This is a genomic window from Alteromonas sp. Cnat2-8 (assembly GCF_022348355.1).
GTDB classification, from domain to species: domain Bacteria; phylum Pseudomonadota; class Gammaproteobacteria; order Enterobacterales; family Alteromonadaceae; genus Alteromonas; species Alteromonas macleodii.
Genome location: NZ_JAKREX010000009.1, coordinates 73,565 through 92,898 on the forward strand (window position 1 = coordinate 73,565; position 19,334 = coordinate 92,898).

Below are 19,334 nucleotides of genomic sequence, written 5' to 3' on the forward strand. Positions count from 1 at the left end.
GCTAAATAAATAGTCAGTATTTGTCCTTTTAGCACAGGTACGATATTTGCTGATATCTACTGCCACATAAATTTAAACTAACGGTGAGATATTATGATAACCAATAATTCAGAATTAGCCTTACAGCAAGCCATGCAACTACCCAGTCAAACCAATACAGAGAAGCAGGGTTGTAGCCAGCCACCTGAGTCAAAAGGACAGGAGTTTGCTGAAATAATGGATACACTGAAGCAGCAAAAAAGCGGTTAAAGTGTGCCACGAGTAAAAATAACCGGCACGCTAATGCCGGTTAATTCCTTTCCTATTCATAACAACTGCGCTTACCTTTTAGGCTGCTACTCTGCCTACGCTGAATATTGTCTTACTCCGTCGATGTAGTTCATGAACAGCTTCAATGATTTGCATCAGTTATAATTTTTATCATCATCATCATACGCATGGAGCTTTAGAAACCATTTCTCAGCCGCGAATACGATAAGAAGTCCAGCCACAGAAATCCCAACAATGAAGATATCTGATTTTGCTTTCACCCACATAAAAGATAGAAGAACAATGATATCGAGAATAATTGCACTGACTAGTACCCAAGCTTTAGCTTGCACATCATCTCGTAAATGCTTGAACACTCCCCAGTGGATGAAGATATCCATTACGATATAAAAAACTACACCGATGGAGGCTATGCGGCTCAAATCGAAGAATATGGTAAGAATTATTGCGATGACTAACGTATAAATTAAGGAATGTCTTCTTATATCTCCCGGTAATGAAAAATGACGGTGAGGCACAAGTTGCATTGATGTAAGCATCGATAGCATTCTTGAAACAGCGAAGATGCTGGCAACGACACCGGAAGACGTGGCAATAATCGCGAAAGCTATAGTAAACCAAGCACCATACTGGCCGAATGCGGGTCGAGATGCTTCAGCAAGCGAATAATCTTTTGCCTGTATTATTTCGCCAATTGATAAATTTGCTCCAACTGCAACTGCGACAAAAACATAAAGTACCACACAAATGGATATAGAAATGACTATGGCCCTTCCTACATTTTTTTCTGGTTGTTTGAGCTCGCCTCCGCTGTTTGTGATTGTAGTGAATCCTTTGTATCCCAAAATACCAAGTGCCACGGCTCCGAGAAAACCGGTTGCGCTGGTATCTTGCGGTTGAGCTGAAACGCTCTCAAACGACAAACCGGTTGCCCACAGCCCACCAATTGCCAAAACTGCAAGTCCTGCTATTTTGATAAAAGCCATAATAAATGAGAGGGTCTGTATGAATTGATTACTCAAAATATTAACAATGAATGCCACAATAAGAAGACTCACGCCAAGCGCTGGTATAAGCCACTCAGCGCCCTGAGAGTCAAACAATTGTAGGACATAAGTGCCAAAAGTGCGGGCTACCAAACTTTCATTGATAACCATGGAAAAAAACATTAGCAATGCACAGGCACCAGTCAGCAGACCTCTACCATAGGCTTTTTTCAGAAACATGGCGATACCACCTGCAGAGGGGTATTTCTGTGCCATTTTGATGTAACTGTATGAGCTAAACCCTGCAATTATCGCTGCAACTAAAAACGCAAAAGGAAACCATGTGCCTGCCAGCTCTGCTATTTGCCCGGTTAAAGCAAATATACCAGCACCTATCATTACACCAGTTCCCATCGATACCGCGCCCCAGAGGCTTAACGAATCTTTCCTGTTTGAATGCTCGTGTTCATTCATATTGGTTACTCCTTTATGTCATGTGAGCCTGAGTAACAACAAAAGCAACCTGCAGCAAATATAAGGACACAGGCCCATTACAAAACAAATTCGAAGACGTGTAGAAAGAAATAACTGGCAATGGCATACCAGTTATTTCATTTTTAGCGTAGGGCGTTTAAAACCAAATCCTTGCACCTAACACTACACCAGTTTCACTGGTTGATTTGCCTTCAGCCTTTAATGCATCAGCTGTATTTCCCAAAGCTTTGCTGTAATAAACACCGACATAAGGTGCTACCTCCCTCACTATTTCATGCCGATATCGCAAACCAATACGAATATTACTCAACCCGCTTTGACGGTCATACTTTTCAGAATCGGTGAGGTTGGCAACAACTTCCAGTCGCGGTTGCAGATAGGAAACTTGACTTAGTTGCCAGTCATATTCGGTTTCATTGATGAACTGCATGTCACCGTCTTCGTTAATACGCAGTGAATTTTCCATTTCAAACCAGTAAGGAGCTAGACCTTGATAACTGACCACCGCATAGTTCTCCATATCCGCATCTGATGACAGCTCTCCCTTTGTGCCCACACCAAATTGTATAGACCAAAAAGAAGAAACTAGATAACCGTACAACAGTTCTGCTCGTTCCAGATCAGTAGGCATTCCATCGTTTTGTGTATTTTCGCCTTCGCTTTTAAAAACAAGACGATGGTAATCTCCGCCATACCACGCTTGCATGTCCCAGACCCCTATATTTTGCTGCTCATCAGTGCGAGTATATTCAAGTCGGTCAAATAGAACTTGGCCAAAATATTCATTAGGAATAGGAGATGGCCAGTCATCTCTTGATTGAGCCAAAGCATTGTCAACGCTCAAAGTTAATGTTATTAGGCCTGCTATTAATATCTGTTTCATTTTAATCTCCTATGCGACCTGTACAACACGAAACATACCTGCTTCCATGTGGTATAGCAGGTGACAATGAAACGCCCACTCACCGGGGGCATCTGCGCTGATTTGTAACGAGACCTTCTCTCCAGGCTTGAGGCTGATCGTGTGTTTACGAGGTCTTGGATATTGGCCGTTTTCAAGTTCCATCCACATACCATGTAAATGAATAGGGTGATCCATCATAGTGTCATTAACCAAGATCAGACGTAGTCTCTCGCCATAATTGAAACGTACATATCCGTCTACTTCACTAAACTTTTTGCCATCGAACGACCACATGTACCTTTCCATATTGCCCGTTAAGTGAAGCTCAATTTGACGTTCCGGCTCTCTTTCGTCAGGCCAAGGACTTTCACCGACTAAATCTGTATAAACAAGGACACGATGTGGGCTGTCTTCCAAACCGATCCCAGGTTCATCCAACCTAGAACTTGGATTTTTAGCAATCATCGCTGCACCAGCGCCGTGCCCGTCTTCGCTGTGGACAATGTCTATGCTTTCTACTGGGAGCTTTTTGGAGGGGGTCATTTCTCCTTCCATTTGGGTGCCATGCATTGTATGGGCGCTATGCTGCCCCATTCCTTTCATTTCACCTTTTGGAGCAGCCATGCCCGAGCTGTCGACCTTGGACTTATCCATATTCATGCCTTTCATACCAGACATGTCCATCCCCATCGCCGCCATGCCACGCTCTGTGATAACTCGCTGTGGGGGAACCTCTGCAGTAAGGCCAATTGACGGGGTTAGGGTGCCACGCGCATATCCACTTCTATCAAAACTTTCCGCAAAAAAGGTATAAGCTTTTCGCTCTTTTGGCTGAACGATTACGTCATAAGTTTCCGCTACTGCAATTCGAAACTCATCCACATTTACTGGTTTAACAGGCTGACCATCTGCAGCTACAACTGTCATTTCAAGCCCTGGGATGCGAAAGTCGAAATAAGTCATCGCAGAACCATTTATGATCCTCAACCGGATTTTCTCGCCTACTTTAAACAGGGCTTGCCAATTATCTTGTGGTGTCCGGCCATTCATTAAGTATGTATATGTACTGCCTGTAACGTCAGCTATATCGCGAGGGCTCATACGCATTGCACCCCACATAGCACGCTCTTCCCATGTATCGGCAAGCCCTTTTTTCTTTACGTCTTCTAACGTGTCGAAAATAGTTCGCTTTTGATAATTGTAATAACCTTCCGCTACCTTCAGTTTTCGCATAACGTCATGGGGGTCTGAAAACGTCCAATCGCTTAAAATAATTGTATGTTCCCTATCAGCCCCAATGTCCCCATCTGCGGGGTCGATCACAAGAGGTCCTAAATGGCCCAACTGTTCCTGGAGGCCTGAATGACTGTGGTACCAGTAGGTGCCGTTTTGCTCGACATCGAATGCATATTTAAATGTTTCGCCAGGTTTTATTCCGGCAAAGGAAACTCCCGGAACGCCATCCATATCTGGTGGTAAAATAATCCCGTGCCAGTGTATTGAAGTATCTTGGTTTAGGTGGTTAGTTACATTGAGGTGCGCTCTCTGTCCTTCTTTCAATCTAATCAACGGGCCCGGCATTTGACCATTGATCGTTATAGGTGAGCCCATATTTGAGCCTATTGGCAATTGCGCTTTTGACACATTGAGATTTTTAATATCACCTGTCAAAACTTGATCTTTAAAATGGCGACCAACAGGTGCTGCCCATAGAGGACTAACGTTGGTTAACGCAGCCGCAGCGCTTGAGGTCAGGGCAGCGAGCACAAATCTTCTGCGACCGTTGTCGATAGAATTTTTCATAGTTTTTAGCCTTTGAATTGATACTAACTGGACGAAGGAATTTCATCCATTTAAAAAGTATTACTAACTAAGTCAGTACCTTAGGCTATCGGGGGACGAAAAGGTGGAGTGAAAATTTTGGGGGGAACAGCTAGAGCGATAATGTCATACTGCTCAGCAAAAGTTGTTTCAAATTGACGAATGGGAACGTAAAAAAGACTTGCAAAGTGGTAGCAATTGGTAGCTATACACATACATCCATCATTGCAGCAACCTGATTTACCCGAATGCGAGGGGTGTCCATCAGTGTGAGCGCTTTGATGCTTAGAACTAGGTGAACTGCTACGTTTCTCCTCATGAGCGTCTGCGAATTTGTGAGAAGCCTTAGTTAATGAGCTATGTTCATCCATTTTCATTTCACACGCATCAACTGGCACGGTAAACAGTACCAATAAATATCCAATGCATAGTGTGAAAATAATAGATCTCATAACTTTGTATTTGCTCTCAACCTTTACGCGACGTTATTCCCTTAGAAAAGATAAGTCTTAAGGACACTTTAATCAATGACATTTGCTTGTAACTAAGATAAACAACTTCCTATGTAGTTAAACAAGCAGTCTTTTCAATCTTAAAAGCTGATAGAGTTACTTTTATTAAGTTTAGTCGATAAGCAACTCTTGTAACTAAAAAGATAACATGAGTAATGCGCCTGCTATCATAAAAATGTTTTCTGATAGTGAAACAAAACCTAACGGCACGTTACTGTCCCCACCGACACAAGCACATTTGAGCTCCCGTTTATCCACATATACTGCTTTAAAGACAGAAATTGCCCCAACGGTTCCTATAAATAGTGAAAATGGCGCAACAGCTATGGCAGGCAGTTGAGCTACCATTCCTATCCCCGCGTAGGCTTCAAGAAATGGGTAGATGTAACCATATCGAAGCCACCTCATTGCCAACAAATCGTAGGTTATGAACGAATTTGTAAAACTATACAAATCCTTCAATTTTTGAACTGCAAGTAGTGTCATTGAGAAAGCAATAAAGAGAACCAGTGTTCTTATAGAGATGAAGTCTTCAGAAACAAAAAACTGGAATGCTAACGATAGCAGAGCTGCCACAGAAAAAATCGCAATAACAGGTGCATAAGTAGTTCCGTTCTGCCCCGCTTCTCCTTTCCCGAAGTATTTACGAAGCTCATCATATCCACCAACTCGCTTTTCTTTGATGAAGGTTTGAGGCGTCGTTTCTACACCATGCTTTTGCTTGAAATCATCGGTGTCATTACGTGAAGTAAGATGATTGTCTTCTACTGAATAGCCTTCTCGCTCTAGTAAGTCTTTTGACCTTAAACCGTAAGGGCAAATGTGCTCTTTAGTAACCATTCTATATAGGATAGCTTTCTTACTCATTTTCCTTTCCTTTATTCAATTTACCTTCAAATTGAGGAATTGGACGCTGTTCGGCCTGTTCCTGAGTTGTTACCTTGCCATTCTTATTTATATCCTCTATCAACCACTCCATCTCCTTTATTTCCTTTCGCTGAGCTTTAATAATGCCGTTTGCTAATTCTCGTACGCGAACGTCTTCAAGGTTAGAACGCTCACTAGTCAAAATAGCTATAGAGTGATGAGGAATCATTGCTTTCGTGTAAGCGGTATCTGAAATGGTACTTTGTGAACGAACAAGATAGATACACAAGGCGAAAGTAAGTGCCGCTATTATAAAAATGGCTGTATTGAGTTTCTTGTTGCTATACATACCTAACATGAAAGCTAACATTATAATCGCCATGCCTGCCCCCATATAGAGTGCCATATAAGTCCTTGTCTCACTGAACCAGACATGCGAGATAGCGTAGGTATTTAAGTACATCATTAAAAACATCGCTACAGTTGAAGTTATTATCATTGCAGCGAACTTAGAGTATTTCATATGTAATCCTTACTTAAGAAATAGTTAATATTTGTAAATCTTTCTAACAAAAGAAAGCTTGAGAGAGGTCACAAACCAATCAATCTTAACTAGTCAAGTTTTGTACCAACAAGGAAATACTATGTTTTTGTCTATATTAATAGTTTTAACTGCACTGTTGATCTGCGTAGGGCTGCATCTTTTTAATATTTCAGTAGTCGCGGACAATATCAGCGAGAGATTGAAGGGAGCTTGGATAAAAACACTGTCGGTAGTCGTTATTGCCATTTCGAGCCAACTTTTACTAGCAGTCATTTTTACTCTGGCGTATGAAATTGGACTTTATTTCGAGCTCGGCGATTTTAAGCAACCTGCCACTTCCATGGATATTTTTTACTTTTCACTAACTACGATTACTACATTGGGTCTTGGAAGTATCGAGCCGGACGGACATCTACGAATGATAGCAGGAGTTGAATCGGCTACAGGGTTTCTACTAATAAGCTGTTCAGCATCGAAAGTGTTCAAGCATATGTAATGTAAAAACTGTAACCTGAGAAGATGTAAACCTCACCCGTCAGGACTAGTTTTTAATGAAACAATGTTTCGCAAATTATTGTCTTTTTAGATACTAAAAAGCGAACAATAGAGCACTCTTTGCTTCTCTCTTAAAGAAGTTTGAGGGTATGGCTTAGCAAACGTTTCAGAACCAAAAGCACGGTTGAAAGCTGACTTTATTATCTCAAAACTGATTTAAATCTGGGCTATGATCTTGGCGCTTTTATTCGAGTCGCTTATGCAGATATATTTGGGATTACTATAGGAGCATACGCACAACTTCGGTAATTCCTTCATCCCTGATAACTCTAGTTTCCAAAAGCAGTTACAGCTTGAGTTCAAACAGATTCACATTAATCTATTCTATTGATTCAAACCAAAGTCGACTTAAAAGTATCAGTTCTTCTGGAAGCAAAGCAAAAGCCTATGGTTACTTTAACTACGATACTCGTGGCAATATTATTCATAACAGTCACTTTAGTATGAGTTACAACTTGGCGAATCAGATGACTGCGGCGAACGGATTTTCATTTACCTATGATGGATTCAATCGCCGAGTAAAGTCTGCGAAGAGCGGGAGCACGGCATATTATCATTACAGTCAAGATGGAAAGCTTCTCTTCAGTGAGAGTAATGGCGTTTGGAAAAACTACATTTATATTGGAAGTCGTCTCATAGCAAAAGATTCTAGTTCATCAGCAAGTTTTATTCATACTGATATTCTAGGCAGCACTACGGCGCAATCTAACAATAGTGGAACACTTATTAACAATAGTCGACGACACTATAAGCCATTTGGGGATACCTATGAGACTGCTAGTAATGAAATAGGCTATGCGGGACACAAGTTCGATAGTGAATTGGGCTTAAGCTATATGCAGGCACGATACTATGATCCAGTTATAGGTCGTTTTTACTCGAATGATCCTGTTGGATTCAAACTCTCTGATATATCTACATTTAACAGATACTCATACGTAAGCAATAATCCCTATAAATACGTTGACCCTGATGGTAGAGAAAAACATACTGTTAGCGTAACAGGTGAAGCGATAGCTGTTGCTGGAGCGAGAGTCTCTCTTTCATTGTCGTTCGATGATCAGACATTGGAGTTGTCGGCTTCTGTTAGTGCAAGTCCTAGACTGGGGGCTGGTTTATCATTAACACCTAGCTATCAACAGTCACCAAGTGGCGATGTGGCCAAAAACGAAACAATAGTAGAGACTTCAGTGAATGCAGACGCGGCTGTTGGGCCATTTGCGGTTGCACAGGACTTAGTTTCTGAAAAAACAATCAATGGTGACATACAACCGCAAGGAAGCGTCTCTGAACCGCAAGGTGATGCTAAAGGAAAGATTGGTGTTTCTGCCTCTGTAGGAGTGGAGGTTAAAGTCACACAATCAACAACTGCAATAGCGGATGCTGTAAATGCGGTCAAAGAAATTTTGGAGTAACTATTGAAATCAAAACTTTATGCAGTAAACAGCTCGAAATTGATGGCAATTTCGTTTGCTACTCTTGGGCTGTTTAACATTTATTACTATTACAAAAATTTTAGTAGGAAAGCTAAAGTCGAAGAATTCGACTTGGTTATCTTTGTAAAAAGTATTTTATATCCGTATTTTAGTTATTCATTTTTGGTTGATGTAGGTAGCACGACTAAACGTTCAAACTCCTTTGTGAAGTTTGTTTTTGTACTACAACTTGTATTTGTTGTCGGGGGAGTCGCGGTTGCTCATCCACTGAATCTATTGGGCTTTTTAACATTTATTCCACTCACAATAGTAAATAGTATGCTTCTTGAGGGAGATGCAGAAGTGGATGAGCTAAAGAAGTTTCCAAATGTGTTGATTTACTTAGGCTTCGCTATCGTTTCTACAATTGTTCTTTCAAGGATAGTCGATTATTTCTGATTTGAATTTGAAAACCCAAAAAGCTCGAGACTTGAGAGCTGCCAGTGAAGTTTGTGGCCAATATCTACGTCTCTAGTACGCTGAGACTGTAAAATAAATGCTCAGCGTTTTCGATTCAGAGATAAAACTTGTTGGTAAAGAACGGTGCGAATTGTAAAAATCTCTACGGGTCAATGGCAGAAAATCGTACACGGTAGACTACAAACGCTGAATATCAGGCTATTGATTTTTGCCTTATAAATCTACACAAATGACGAATGTTAGCCGATAGATACAAGTTAAGGTGAGCGCGCACAGTGAAATTGTGTTCTTCTTACAATTTTAAGTGTGTAAATAATTTAAAATGCCACAGTCCCTAATGGTTTTGTTTTGATCACACTTTGACGCCATATTTTCGAGTGATGACTTTAATGCGTTTAGCTCTTCAATGCGAATAATGACGTCTGATAAATGCTTAGCTATTAACGTATTGATATTTGAACAGCTCTGATCTGGCCTCGAACGACTGTCCATTAGCGTTTTTACTTCCATGATAGACATATCTAATGAACGACACTGTTTGATAAACAGGAGTTGTTCAATAGTCCCCTTGTCGTAGACACGATAATTTCCACTTGAGCGCTTAAGCTCAGGCAAGAGCCCCTTCTTTTCATAAAAACGAATGGTCTGAATACTACAACCTGTCGTCTTTGCGACATCACCAATTTTCATTTTTTTCTCCTAACCGTTGACTCTATACCAAGTATAGACTTTATACTCATACTATTCATCAGTAAAGAGTGTGTTTCTAATGAGCGGATGTGGGTGCGAAGTTGAAATAAAAGACCAGTCTCAACGACAGGTTTTGTATTGGCTTTTGGGAATAAACGCGACAATGTTTGTTATAGAAATGGGGATCGGGTTGCTTGCTGATTCAACCGCATTAATAGCCGATTCACTTGATATGCTCGCCGACGCAGTTGTCTATGGTGTTGCCCTTTATGCTATTGGTAAATCGCTATTGCACAAAGCCAATGCGGCTAGAATTAGCGGCTTTTTTCAGATGGCACTGGGTGTGTTGATTATCATTGATATTGTAAGACGGTCAATTTACGGTAGCGAACCTGTATCGGGACTAATGATGGCTATGGGGGCAGTTGCACTGGTTGCTAATGTCATTTGTCTTGTGATCATACGCAAACAAAGAAATGAAGAAGTGCATATGCGGGCAAGCTGGATATTTTCAGCCAACGATGTGATTGCCAACTTAGGTGTTATCTTTGCTGGCGTTTTGGTGTTTTGGCTCGATTCTCGATGGCCTGATCTGGTTATCGGTGTGATAGTTTCGTGCGTTGTGTTGCGCGGGGCAAAAATGATCCTCGAAGATGCTGGAAATGAAAGACAGCGAGCGCTTAATGCGCAAAGTTGATAAGAAAATGCCAATTTTTAATTGCACATCAAAACTGCGTAGGTTGGCATGGCTACTTATTACTTTGCTCATGTGTCAATCGGGCTTTTCGTTCGCCGCTCAATGCGATGACTACCCTGCGGAGGTATCGTCAGTCCCTGAACAATCAAAGTCGATAGGCACTTATGATGTTCCCGAAAAAAATGTAAATGCTGGTGATAATACGTCGAGTGAAGAGTCTAAGTGTTTCCATTGTGTGCTGTGTCAATGTGGACAGATTAAGTTTCTGGCACAACACCCAATAAATGACGTATCTAAACCGTTATATACCAATCAATACAGTTATTCCCGCAACGTCACTGACGGCCTAGTCGAAGGCCTTTTGCGCCCACCTCAACATTAATCCATTCCCTCCTATATGTTTGCATGGGTGCTTTCCATGTATGTCGTTATCTTATGAACAAAAGGTTCTTTTATGAGTTCTTCACGCCCATTGGGCATAAAAAAAGCTAGCTCAGCGTATCTGAAATTGATATCTGCTGCACTGGTAACCATGAGCATATCTGTTCAATCTGCCAATGCGCAAAAGTCTTCAATCACGCTTGAAAATGCGCTCAAACGCACATTATCAAACAACCCAGATTTAGTTGTGTTCGAATTTAAATCTTCGGCTTTGGATGGTGAATCAAAAATGGCCAGCTTACGACCTGAAATGTCTGTTGGGGTTGAAGTTGAAAATGTGTTGGGAACAGGCGAAGTGTCTGGTATCAAAGATGCCGAATTGACACTGACCTTATCGTCGGTCATCGAGCTTGGAGATAAAGTCAGCGGCCGAATGAATGTGGTGAGTTCAAAAAAAGCACAACTGCTTACACAACGGCGCATTCGTACGCTGGACATCTTGGGTGAAACAACTCGACGATATATCAATGTCATTGTCCAACAAGCGTTGCACAAGACTGAGCAACGAGCTGAAATGCTGGCTCGCACAATGCTTCAGACAGTCTCTACACGGGTTGAAGCGGGGGCTTCTTCACCACTTGAGAAAAAACGTGCAGAGTCAGCGTTGTCGCAGGCGCGTTTGTCGTTATTGATAAGTGAACAAAAACTCAATGAGTATAAACGCGACCTGGCCATCATGTGGGGTGACACTAACGCTGCGTTTGCGGAAGTTGAAGGGACACTGTTATCGTTTCCAAATTCACTATCACTTGAACATATGCTTTCACAGCTTCAAAGCAATCCACACGTTCTGCTTTATGCTGATAACTATCGGGTACAAGAGGCCAGATTGAGAGTGGTTCAGGCCAGTCAGCAGTTCGACATTGCGTGGGAAGCCGGTATCCGAAGAATGCAGGGAATTAATGACACAGCGTTAGTCGCCAGTATTTCGGTGCCGTTAAATACCAAGCAGCGGAATCTAGGAGAATACGAACAACAGCGCGCATTGCTTGACAGTATCGACTATCAAAAACAAGCGAAAATTCGTGAACTCACTCGCCAATTAAATCAAGTCATTAGCGCAAAAGACCAAGCCTTGCTCACTGTTACGACCCTTCAAGACAATGTCGTTCCCACATTGGAATCTGCATTGAAATTGGCGCGGGATGGCTATGAAAGTGGTCGCTACAACTATATAGAGTGGGTGACAACGCAACAGCAACTCATAGATATGCAACGAACACTGATAAAAGCCGCAGGCTTAGTCCACCTTCGAAGCGCAGATCTAGAGGCACTTACGGGAATTCCCGTGTTTTCTGACTCTCCCTCGACGTCTGCTCAATCATCAGAATTACTAGAGAAAAAATAATGAATACATCACAATTTACATTACTCACTAGCGCACGTTACTTGCTTGGCGTGTTAGCCATGCTACTTACTTTATTGTTTGCTACTGTCGCCCTGGCTGATGATGACGATGAGGAAGCCGAAGAAAGACCCGAGTACGTAGTATTATCTCAAGAACGGATGCTTAAACACGATATCGTGACTGCTTCAGCCGCGTCAGGATCATTATCGCTCACAACCAGAACGTTTGGGCGGATAGTTCATGATCCTGCGTCACTGAGTCATATTCGTGCCCGCTTCGACGGTGTTGTAAAACGTATCATGGTGAATATTGGAGATAAAGTAGAAAAAGGTGACACGCTGGCAATCATTGAGTCAAACGAGAGTTTAAATCAATACTCAATCACCTCACCGATGTCTGGAAAAATCATAGCTAGACACGCCAATGATGGTGAGCTCACCAACGGTCAAGTGCTGCTTTCTGTTGCTAATTACTCTCGCGCAATTGCTCAATTGGCTATTTTCCCCAAACAACGTACTCATATTGCCGCTGATATGGAAGTCACTTTAAGGCTTGAGGAATTGCAGCAACAATCAAGTATAAGCCACATTACGTCCTCACCGGATGACAAACCCTATTCTATCGCGTTTGTGAACGTTGATAATGGCAGTGGTTATTGGCCTTTAGGCGCTATGGTAGAGGGTTATATTCAGATTGGTTTCCAAGAAGTCAATCTGGCACTCCCCAAAAGTTCAATACAAGAGTTAGATGGGCAAACCATTGTTTTTGTCAAAGAAGGGGAACGATTTTACCCCCGCCAAGTAAAACTTGGGAACACGGACAACCGTTTAGTAGAGATTGTGAAGGGCGTTCAAATAGGCCAGCAAGTCGTTGTAGAAAATAGCTATCTACTAAAAGCTGATTTATTAAAAATGGAGGCGGGCGATGATGACTAATTACCTGCGCATTTATTGTCAAAAGCAAAGCCAAGTCCATAAAAACGGTGAGGTGAGAGCATGATTGCACGAATACTCCGTCTGTCGATTGAGCGCCGTGGTGTCATGATGTTGTTCGCCTTGTTTGTCGCCTTTTTTGGTATGTACAGTTACAAACAACTGCCGATTGATGCTGTGCCTGATATCACCAACGTGCAAGTGCAGATAAATACCGCAACCCCAGGTTACTCGCCTTTGGAGACTGAGCAACGCATAACGTTTATAGTTGAAACCTCGCTGGCCGGTTTGCCTAATTTATCGTATACCCGCTCGATATCACGCTATGGCTTGTCGCAAGTCACAGTCGTGTTTAAAGAGGGCACCGATTTATATTTCGCACGAAATCTCGTCAACGAGCGTCTCACCGCCATCGCGGCGCAATTGCCAACAGGGTTAACCCCTGAAATGGGCCCTATCGCCACAGGCTTGGGTGAAATTTACATGTACTCGTTAAGTGCTGAGCCTCAGGCGCGACAGGACAACGGTCAACCCTATGATGCTATGGCATTAAGGGAGATCCATGATTGGGTAGTTAAGCCCCAATTGTCGCTTGTTGAGGGGGTGACCGAGGTTTATGCGATAGGCGGATTTGAAAAGCAATATCATGTGAATCCTAATCCAGTCGCAATGATAAACTTTGGGATAAGTACAGGTGACCTTCTCAGTGCGCTAGAACGCAACAATGCGAATCAAGGCGCTGGTTTTGTAGAACAAAATGGGCAACAAGTACTGATCAGATCGGAAGCCCAACTGAAGGGCATCGACGATATCGGCCAAGTGGTTGTTAAGGTCATTGATGGCGTACCGGTAAAAATTCAAGACATCGCCCAAATCAACCTCGGTAAAGAGCTGCGCTCTGGAGCCGGCACGTTAAATGGCCAAGAAACAGTGATTGGCACGACAATGATGTTAGTGGGAGAAAACTCTCGTACGGTCGCCAAAGCTGTGGACAGTAAGCTCGAAACCATTAAAACAAGCTTACCCGAGGGCGTTATCCTTGAAGCGGTTTACGATAGAACAAGCCTCGTTGACAAAACCATCGACACAGTACAGAAAAACCTCGTCGAGGGCGCTTTACTTGTCATCGTTGTGCTATTCGTTTTGCTTGGGAATGTGCGAGCTGCACTTATTACAGCCGCTGTAATACCCCTGGCAATGCTTGCCACGATATCGGGTATGGTCAAAACCGATGTGTCTGCTAACTTAATGAGTTTAGGCGCACTTGATTTTGGCTTGATTGTCGATGGCGCAGTTATCATTGTTGAAAACTGTATCAGGCGATTATCCGAATCCCAGAAGCAAAACGGCGCAACTCTACCGCTCAAAGAAAGACTGAATGTTGTATATGAAGCCACTAATGAAGTCATACGTCCCAGTTTGTTTGGTGTATTGATCATTACCATTGTTTATATCCCCTTGTTCACGCTCACTGGCGTCGAAGGTAAAATGTTCCACCCCATGGCAGCGACCGTGATAATGGCTTTGCTTGCCGCAATGGTATTTTGTTTTACCGTAGTGCCTGCGGCGATAGCAATTTTCATGAGAGGTAAAATTAGCGAAAAAGAAAGCCCAATTATTAAAGGTGCAAAGGCAGTCTATCGTCCTGTTTTAACGGGAGCGCTGCGTTTTAGATGGCTAGTGGTAGTAGCAGCGAGTGCTTTGGTTGTCGGCAGTTTATGGATGGGCAGTAAATTAGGCTCCGAGTTTATTCCCCAGCTCAATGAAGGTGATATCTTAGTACAGGCAATACGGATCCCTGGGACAGGGGTAGAACAAGCAGTTGAAATGCAAAAAACTCTTGAAGCGAAACTTATGCAGTATGAGCAAGTACAGACGGTATTCGGTCGCACGGGTACGGGTGAGGTCGCCACCGACCCTATGCCACCAAACATTACTGATACGTTTGTTATTTTAAAGCCTCGGGAGCAATGGCCCGATCCATCAATGACAAAAGCTGAGTTAGTGGAAACGTTTGAAGAGGACTTGTTTACTTTGCCCGGCAATAATTATGAATTTACGCAACCTATACAAATGCGTTTTAACGAATTGATTAGTGGCGTAAGGGCAGATTTGGGGATAAAGCTATTTGGGGATGACTTAGATACGCTCTTTGCATCTGCTTTTGACATTTTGACCGTTATTTCAACGATTGAAGGAGCTGATGACGCGAGGCTTGAGCAGGTAGAAGGCATTCCAATCTTCACCGTCACACCAAAGCCTGATCAATTGGCACGCTTTGGTTTGGATATAGCCGACTTGCAGTTATGGCTCAATGCTGCGACAGGTGGAGAAACCGCTGGAATGATTTTTGAAGGCGACAGACGCTTTGAGATTGTCGTGCGATATGGCGACGACATTCGAAATGAACTCACTCAGCTTGAGAGCGTTCCCATCGTCACGCCCTCTGGTGAGCATGTACCGATAAGCGAATTAGCCACACTGGCATTTAAAGAAGTACCTAGCCAAATAAGCCGGGAAAATGGCAAACGTAGTATTGTTGTCACAGCAAATGTGCGTGACAGAGATATTGGCACTTTTGTTGAAGAAGCTCAGGCGAGAATCAATGATGAAGTAGATTTACCTGCTGGTTATTGGCTCGACTATGGTGGAACCTTTGAGCAGCTCGAGAGTGCGAGTCAACGATTGACTATTGTGGTACCGGTTACGTTGTTTGTGATTTTGACAATGCTGGTAATTGCGTTTGGTTCTATACGCGATGCGTTGATTATCTTCACAGGTATCCCTTTGGCATTAACAGGCGGTGTAATGTCTCTTTGGTTAAGGGATATGCCTTTATCCATATCCGCGTCGGTAGGATTTATCGCGTTGTCTGGGATTGCCGTATTAAACGGATTGGTAATGCTGTCCTTCATCAAGCAACGTTTGCTAGAAACCGGAGAATTAGTGAATAGCATTGTTGAAGGGGCACTTATTCGCTTGCGTCCGGTATTAATGACAGCACTAGTGGCAAGCCTTGGATTTGTGCCCATGGCGCTCAATACGGGCATAGGTGCAGAGGTGCAACGGCCTTTGGCCACGGTGGTCATCGGCGGGATAATATCGTCAACCTTGCTAACACTGGTAGTGCTGCCTGTACTCTATCGACTCGTGCATAGTAAAGGGGATCAGTAGTGTTCTTGGGCATTTATTCGCAAATGCCCAAGTTTTACCTGAACGATTTTTAGGTACCTATTGACTCTTTATTAAGTATAGACTTTACAATCATATTCTTAACGTCATGTACGATAAGGATAGATATGGTTTCGCTTATTTTAATATCTGTATCTAACCTTTGTGAGCCCAACCCATTCGCCCTCGGTGTTCTAAGCGGGGGCTTTGTTTTTTATAGCAGGCAAATCACTTCCTCGAACTCACCATTTCGCCAGAACCCAAGTGATTTTTTTCCTCTGGGCGTGATGCGTTCAATGTAGTTTGGGAAATCGGTGTGCTTACCGTAAAGCGTATTCCCGTGAGTTAACAGTTCATGACTGAGAGCATCAGAAAGACTATCTCGTGAGATCTGTTTAGCTAACTTCAGCACATCAAGTGAGTTGATCATAATTATTTTCCGGTAAGCTTATCAAATAAGTACCCAGAACTTTCTTCATTAAGCGAGACACTATGTTTGGCGGCAAAGGCTCTGAGCTTTCTATCGTATATAGTCATATTACGCTCATCGCGACAGAAGAACTTTATAGTTGCTTCATTCTCGTAATAGTAAGCCCGAATATCGTTTTCACCAGCGTCGATGTTAATGCCTCCATCATTTAGCCAGTAAGCTTTCTGACCAGCGACAAAGTTCTCCTTAGCAAATGACGATAAGATGTCTTCAACTTGCTTAGGCGCTACAGCGAGAAAGTGAGTTTGGCAATAAGGCATGAACATCGGCTTTGGTTGCGTTGTTATCTATCAAGCATAGCTAAGAACTGACTTTGAATATCGATCTTTTTGTCAGTAATCTTTTTTCACTGCGCCAAACTTGAGCAAGCCATCATAGCGAAAGCAATGCACTCTCTTACATACTCCAGCGCCTGTTTTATAAGCGTTACTACCGTACCTTTGTTAAGCCGAATACTGCCCAAGGTCGGTGGCCCAGAAGCCGTGAAAATAGCAGTTACCTTGCAAAGGGAAGGCTCCTTGATGCACCTGCCTACGCCGGAATTCTCGGTTTCAGTAAGAGGGTTGCTTGAGTGACCACTGACTTCAAAATCAAGCCATCATCAATAAAGTTCATAGGTAAACCTCTGGTAACAGTATAAAACACCTTACTCTTTTCAGATCTCCGCGCAAGTTGCATTTTGCTGTAAAAGTTGTTATTAACACTAAAATTCTGATTAATAAGTATAAAACTGTTATTTTTCCTCAATGCTTTTTCGTGTAATCACCTACTCTAACGGCCTGTTGTGGTTGATGTAGATGTAGCGGTCAATATGACATGGCCAGTCCAGCAACTCTAATTACATGGCCAAAGTCACTGTTCCACTACAGCTAAAACAACTCACAGGTCGGAGCCTGCATTAATTGGGATTGCTCAAATAACTCACAGATCTAAATTTTCCATCAGGTAGATTTAACAACATTAAAATATTATACTTCTGCCGTGGGAGTACCGTTTAGTGAGCTAAGAGCGGTTGAGGATAAATCGTTACCGTTGGAAGGTAAACCACCTTCATTTGATGACAACCTTATCATCCATGGCGATAACCTCGTAGCCATAAAGACGAGCATTTAAATGGAAACGATGACACTAGAGGCTGTTGATCTTTGAACATTATTTGTTCAGCAGTACATTGGTAGCCACATCATCATGAATGCCAATGCGACTGTACTGCTATAGTTTCGAGCTAGCTTGTCGTATCTTGTTGATATTGCCCGGTACCTTTTTATCCTCAAAAACGCGTTTTCAACAAGATGCCTATATCGATACAGGCACCAGTCCATATCGTCATTACCTAATTTGTTATTTCGTTTGCGTGGAATATTGGCATCTGCTCCACTTTCTTCTACGTAAGCTCTAAAAGCTTCACTGTCATGGCCTTTATCAGCACATACAATATCGGCTTGTGGGGAGTTTATTATCAGACTTTGTGCATGTACGATGTCGTTCACTTGACCACCGGATAGTTCAAAATAAACGGGCAGGCCACCGCTATCTACCGCAAGGTGAATTTTCGTTGAGTTACCACTTCGACTTTTTCCGATGGCCTCATCTTGTTTACCCGCTGCACCGCTACTATCCTGATGCGCTTTAACTATACTACCATCAAGAAACAACCATTCTGGGTCACCCTCGGAGGCTAAGCTTTCAAATAACTTTTGCAATATGCCTTTCTTCGACCATAAATTAAATCGTCGGTAGACCGTATTCCAGAGACCAAACTCAGATGGCAAATCCCGCCACTGAATGCCGGTACGCATTCGGTAAAGTATGCCCTCCAGGGTATTTCGGTGCTCATATTTGTTATAGACTCTGCCACTCTCCTTTAGCAGTACTTTTAGGATTTCCCACGCATCATCTGTTAACATCGTTCTTGGCATAGCAACATTACGGTTAATTATTTTTGGCGAAACAATTATACCTCGTTGCTATGCCGGCTGCTTTTCATACAAAGATCAACAACCTCTAGCGTTCAATCAAAACAATATGCCATTATGTATCAAACATTACGGCATATTGTTTATTATGAATAGTTTATTGCATTTAAAAGAAGGTGCATTTGCTGAGCGACTCACCGATAAAGCGATCACCAAAGTCATCGCTCAGGAAAGTAAAGATGATGAACTTAAGTTTTTTGTTTTTGCAATTAACGCTGATACTAAAACAGCATACGTTATGCGCCATGGCCGTTCTGATGCGCTGCGGACATGGCGCCTGGACAATCTAGCAAGGTTTTTAAAATTGCACGCTGTAGACGCTTTTGAAGTGCAATACGCGAAAATACAAGATTAATAAAGGTCAGTTGGGCATGGAATGTATTTTTAAAGCAAGAGAGCAACTGGAGCGTATCTGGCCACTAACAGAATTATGTTCTGCGCCGCCTACCACTCGGAATAAACTCATTTCATCAATGTTATTTGGGCTATTTGCATTCTAAGGTTGGATATTGAAATTTCATCCAGATAGCGACATTTCCGATTTGTGCAAAACTTGGTAGAAACTGGTTTGATAGTCAAGGTCGCCTAAAGACAAACAGCGGACGGTCAGGCTTTTGCCTCTGGATTTCTGCCAATGGTCAAAAGCGGACATCAGCAGGAAGTTGGAACACGAATAAAGTGTTTTTGGCATGATTAGTAATTGTTAAGTAATCGACATATAATGTAAGGTCTTTCGAGCT

Annotated in this window: 19 protein-coding genes; 10 read left to right on the top strand and 9 right to left on the bottom strand. The window is 42.5% G+C overall.

The genetic code is table 11. From position 1 onward, the window contains the following. Positions 1 to 93: 93 nt before the first annotated feature. Positions 94 to 249 carry a hypothetical protein gene (locus tag MHN00_RS20170; protein WP_020745207.1) on the top strand — a complete coding sequence of 52 codons (156 nt, stop codon included), beginning with the start codon at positions 94 to 96 and terminating at the stop codon, positions 247 to 249. 155 nt (positions 250 to 404) lie between these two features. Here MHN00_RS20170 and MHN00_RS20175 read toward each other — a convergent pair whose 3' ends face one another. The 5 genes from MHN00_RS20175 to MHN00_RS20195 form a co-directional block, all read right to left on the bottom strand. Next, a complete protein-coding gene (locus MHN00_RS20175; RefSeq protein WP_168534184.1) occupies positions 405 to 1,730 on the bottom strand; it encodes an APC family permease in 1,326 nt (441 codons plus the stop codon). A 157-nt stretch (positions 1,731 to 1,887) separates the two neighbouring features. After that, positions 1,888 to 2,634, bottom strand: a complete 747-nt coding sequence (locus MHN00_RS20180; RefSeq protein ID WP_012516916.1) for a copper resistance protein B — start codon at positions 2,632 to 2,634, stop codon at positions 1,888 to 1,890. 9 nt (positions 2,635 to 2,643) lie between these two features. Then, a complete protein-coding gene (locus MHN00_RS20185; protein ID WP_012516917.1) occupies positions 2,644 to 4,458 on the bottom strand; it encodes a copper resistance system multicopper oxidase in 1,815 nt (604 codons plus the stop codon). A 665-nt stretch (positions 4,459 to 5,123) separates the two neighbouring features. Further along, complete coding sequence (locus tag MHN00_RS20190) at positions 5,124 to 5,855, bottom strand: glutaredoxin (protein WP_239302196.1); 732 nt, start codon at positions 5,853 to 5,855, stop codon at positions 5,124 to 5,126. Next, complete coding sequence (locus MHN00_RS20195; protein ID WP_012516919.1) at positions 5,848 to 6,378, bottom strand: DUF305 domain-containing protein; 531 nt, start codon at positions 6,376 to 6,378, stop codon at positions 5,848 to 5,850. The genes MHN00_RS20190 and MHN00_RS20195 overlap by 8 nt, the downstream gene beginning before the upstream one ends. Before the next feature lie 121 nt (positions 6,379 to 6,499). On the opposite strand from MHN00_RS20195, the gene MHN00_RS20200 reads away from it, so the two are divergent. The 3 genes from MHN00_RS20200 (at position 6,500) to MHN00_RS20210 (ending at position 8,828) form a co-directional block, all read left to right on the top strand. Then, positions 6,500 to 6,895, top strand: coding sequence for an ion channel (locus MHN00_RS20200; protein WP_015066041.1), 396 nt, complete (start codon positions 6,500 to 6,502; stop codon positions 6,893 to 6,895). A 352-nt stretch (positions 6,896 to 7,247) separates the two neighbouring features. Next, positions 7,248 to 8,369 (top strand): RHS repeat-associated core domain-containing protein, encoded by a 1,122-nt coding sequence (locus tag MHN00_RS20205; protein WP_061487024.1) that lies wholly within the window; start codon positions 7,248 to 7,250, stop codon positions 8,367 to 8,369. Positions 8,370 to 8,372: 3 nt separating this feature from the next. Continuing rightward, entirely contained in the window at positions 8,373 to 8,828 is a 456-nt protein-coding gene (locus MHN00_RS20210) for a hypothetical protein (protein WP_139125469.1), read from the top strand. A gap of 321 nt (positions 8,829 to 9,149) precedes the next feature. Here MHN00_RS20210 and cadR read toward each other — a convergent pair whose 3' ends face one another. Next, complete coding sequence (gene cadR, locus MHN00_RS20215; RefSeq protein WP_105937005.1) at positions 9,150 to 9,539, bottom strand: Cd(II)/Pb(II)-responsive transcriptional regulator; 390 nt, start codon at positions 9,537 to 9,539, stop codon at positions 9,150 to 9,152. A 79-nt stretch (positions 9,540 to 9,618) separates the two neighbouring features. Here cadR and MHN00_RS20220 point away from each other — a divergent pair, with 79 nt between their 5' ends. The 5 genes from MHN00_RS20220 to MHN00_RS20240 all read left to right on the top strand — a co-directional run bounded on the left by MHN00_RS20220 (position 9,619) and on the right by MHN00_RS20240 (position 16,131). Next, positions 9,619 to 10,236 (top strand): cation transporter, encoded by a 618-nt coding sequence (locus MHN00_RS20220; RefSeq protein WP_015065928.1) that lies wholly within the window; start codon positions 9,619 to 9,621, stop codon positions 10,234 to 10,236. Next, positions 10,223 to 10,618 (top strand): hypothetical protein, encoded by a 396-nt coding sequence (locus MHN00_RS20225; RefSeq protein WP_004588585.1) that lies wholly within the window; start codon positions 10,223 to 10,225, stop codon positions 10,616 to 10,618. Before MHN00_RS20220 ends, MHN00_RS20225 begins: the two co-directional genes overlap by 14 nt. Positions 10,619 to 10,690: 72 nt before the next feature. Then, on the top strand, positions 10,691 to 12,025 hold the full coding sequence (locus MHN00_RS20230; protein WP_029937684.1) for a TolC family protein: 1,335 nt from the start codon (positions 10,691 to 10,693) through the stop codon (positions 12,023 to 12,025). Continuing rightward, positions 12,025 to 12,960, top strand: coding sequence for an efflux RND transporter periplasmic adaptor subunit (locus MHN00_RS20235; RefSeq protein ID WP_061093929.1), 936 nt, complete (start codon positions 12,025 to 12,027; stop codon positions 12,958 to 12,960). The genes MHN00_RS20230 and MHN00_RS20235 overlap by 1 nt, the downstream gene beginning before the upstream one ends. A gap of 60 nt (positions 12,961 to 13,020) precedes the next feature. Then, positions 13,021 to 16,131, top strand: a complete 3,111-nt coding sequence (locus tag MHN00_RS20240) for a CusA/CzcA family heavy metal efflux RND transporter (protein ID WP_156087448.1) — start codon at positions 13,021 to 13,023, stop codon at positions 16,129 to 16,131. Between the two features lie 211 nt (positions 16,132 to 16,342). Here the strand turns inward: MHN00_RS20240 and MHN00_RS20245 are convergent, their stop codons facing one another. The 3 genes from MHN00_RS20245 to MHN00_RS20255 all read right to left on the bottom strand — a co-directional run bounded on the left by MHN00_RS20245 (position 16,343) and on the right by MHN00_RS20255 (position 18,537). Beyond that, entirely contained in the window at positions 16,343 to 16,558 is a 216-nt protein-coding gene (locus MHN00_RS20245; protein ID WP_061093927.1) for a hypothetical protein, read from the bottom strand. A gap of 2 nt (positions 16,559 to 16,560) precedes the next feature. Further along, entirely contained in the window at positions 16,561 to 16,878 is a 318-nt protein-coding gene (locus MHN00_RS20250; protein ID WP_069945574.1) for a hypothetical protein, read from the bottom strand. A 900-nt stretch (positions 16,879 to 17,778) separates the two neighbouring features. Next, positions 17,779 to 18,537: an IS5 family transposase gene (locus MHN00_RS20255; RefSeq protein ID WP_239302198.1), complete on the bottom strand. Its 759-nt coding sequence runs from the start codon at positions 18,535 to 18,537 to the stop codon at positions 17,779 to 17,781. 145 nt (positions 18,538 to 18,682) lie between these two features. Here MHN00_RS20255 and MHN00_RS20260 point away from each other — a divergent pair, with 145 nt between their 5' ends. Next, a complete protein-coding gene (locus MHN00_RS20260; protein ID WP_069945580.1) occupies positions 18,683 to 18,949 on the top strand; it encodes a hypothetical protein in 267 nt (88 codons plus the stop codon). Positions 18,950 to 19,334 lie beyond the last annotated feature (385 nt).

Bases quoted from the DNA above. Each gene is read 5' to 3' on its own strand.
- MHN00_RS20240 (WP_156087448.1), top strand. From the start codon at position 13,021: ATGATTGCACGAATACTCCGTCTGTCGATTGAGCGCCGTGGTGTCATG.
- MHN00_RS20180 (WP_012516916.1), bottom strand. From the start codon at position 2,634: ATGAAACAGATATTAATAGCAGGCCTAATAACATTAACTTTGAGCGTT.
- MHN00_RS20175 (WP_168534184.1), bottom strand. From the start codon at position 1,730: ATGAATGAACACGAGCATTCAAACAGGAAAGATTCGTTAAGCCTCTGG.
- MHN00_RS20245 (WP_061093927.1), bottom strand. From the start codon at position 16,558: ATGATCAACTCACTTGATGTGCTGAAGTTAGCTAAACAGATCTCACGA.
- MHN00_RS20260 (WP_069945580.1), top strand. From the start codon at position 18,683: ATGAATAGTTTATTGCATTTAAAAGAAGGTGCATTTGCTGAGCGACTC.
- MHN00_RS20200 (WP_015066041.1), top strand. From the start codon at position 6,500: ATGTTTTTGTCTATATTAATAGTTTTAACTGCACTGTTGATCTGCGTA.
- MHN00_RS20235 (WP_061093929.1), top strand. From the start codon at position 12,025: ATGAATACATCACAATTTACATTACTCACTAGCGCACGTTACTTGCTT.
- cadR (WP_105937005.1), bottom strand. From the start codon at position 9,539: ATGAAAATTGGTGATGTCGCAAAGACGACAGGTTGTAGTATTCAGACC.
- MHN00_RS20250 (WP_069945574.1), bottom strand. From the start codon at position 16,878: ATGCCTTATTGCCAAACTCACTTTCTCGCTGTAGCGCCTAAGCAAGTT.
- MHN00_RS20190 (WP_239302196.1), bottom strand. From the start codon at position 5,855: ATGAGTAAGAAAGCTATCCTATATAGAATGGTTACTAAAGAGCACATT.
- MHN00_RS20230 (WP_029937684.1), top strand. From the start codon at position 10,691: ATGAGTTCTTCACGCCCATTGGGCATAAAAAAAGCTAGCTCAGCGTAT.
- MHN00_RS20220 (WP_015065928.1), top strand. From the start codon at position 9,619: ATGAGCGGATGTGGGTGCGAAGTTGAAATAAAAGACCAGTCTCAACGA.
- MHN00_RS20225 (WP_004588585.1), top strand. From the start codon at position 10,223: ATGCGCAAAGTTGATAAGAAAATGCCAATTTTTAATTGCACATCAAAA.
- MHN00_RS20185 (WP_012516917.1), bottom strand. From the start codon at position 4,458: ATGAAAAATTCTATCGACAACGGTCGCAGAAGATTTGTGCTCGCTGCC.
- MHN00_RS20195 (WP_012516919.1), bottom strand. From the start codon at position 6,378: ATGAAATACTCTAAGTTCGCTGCAATGATAATAACTTCAACTGTAGCG.
- MHN00_RS20255 (WP_239302198.1), bottom strand. From the start codon at position 18,537: ATGCCAAGAACGATGTTAACAGATGATGCGTGGGAAATCCTAAAAGTA.
- MHN00_RS20170 (WP_020745207.1), top strand. From the start codon at position 94: ATGATAACCAATAATTCAGAATTAGCCTTACAGCAAGCCATGCAACTA.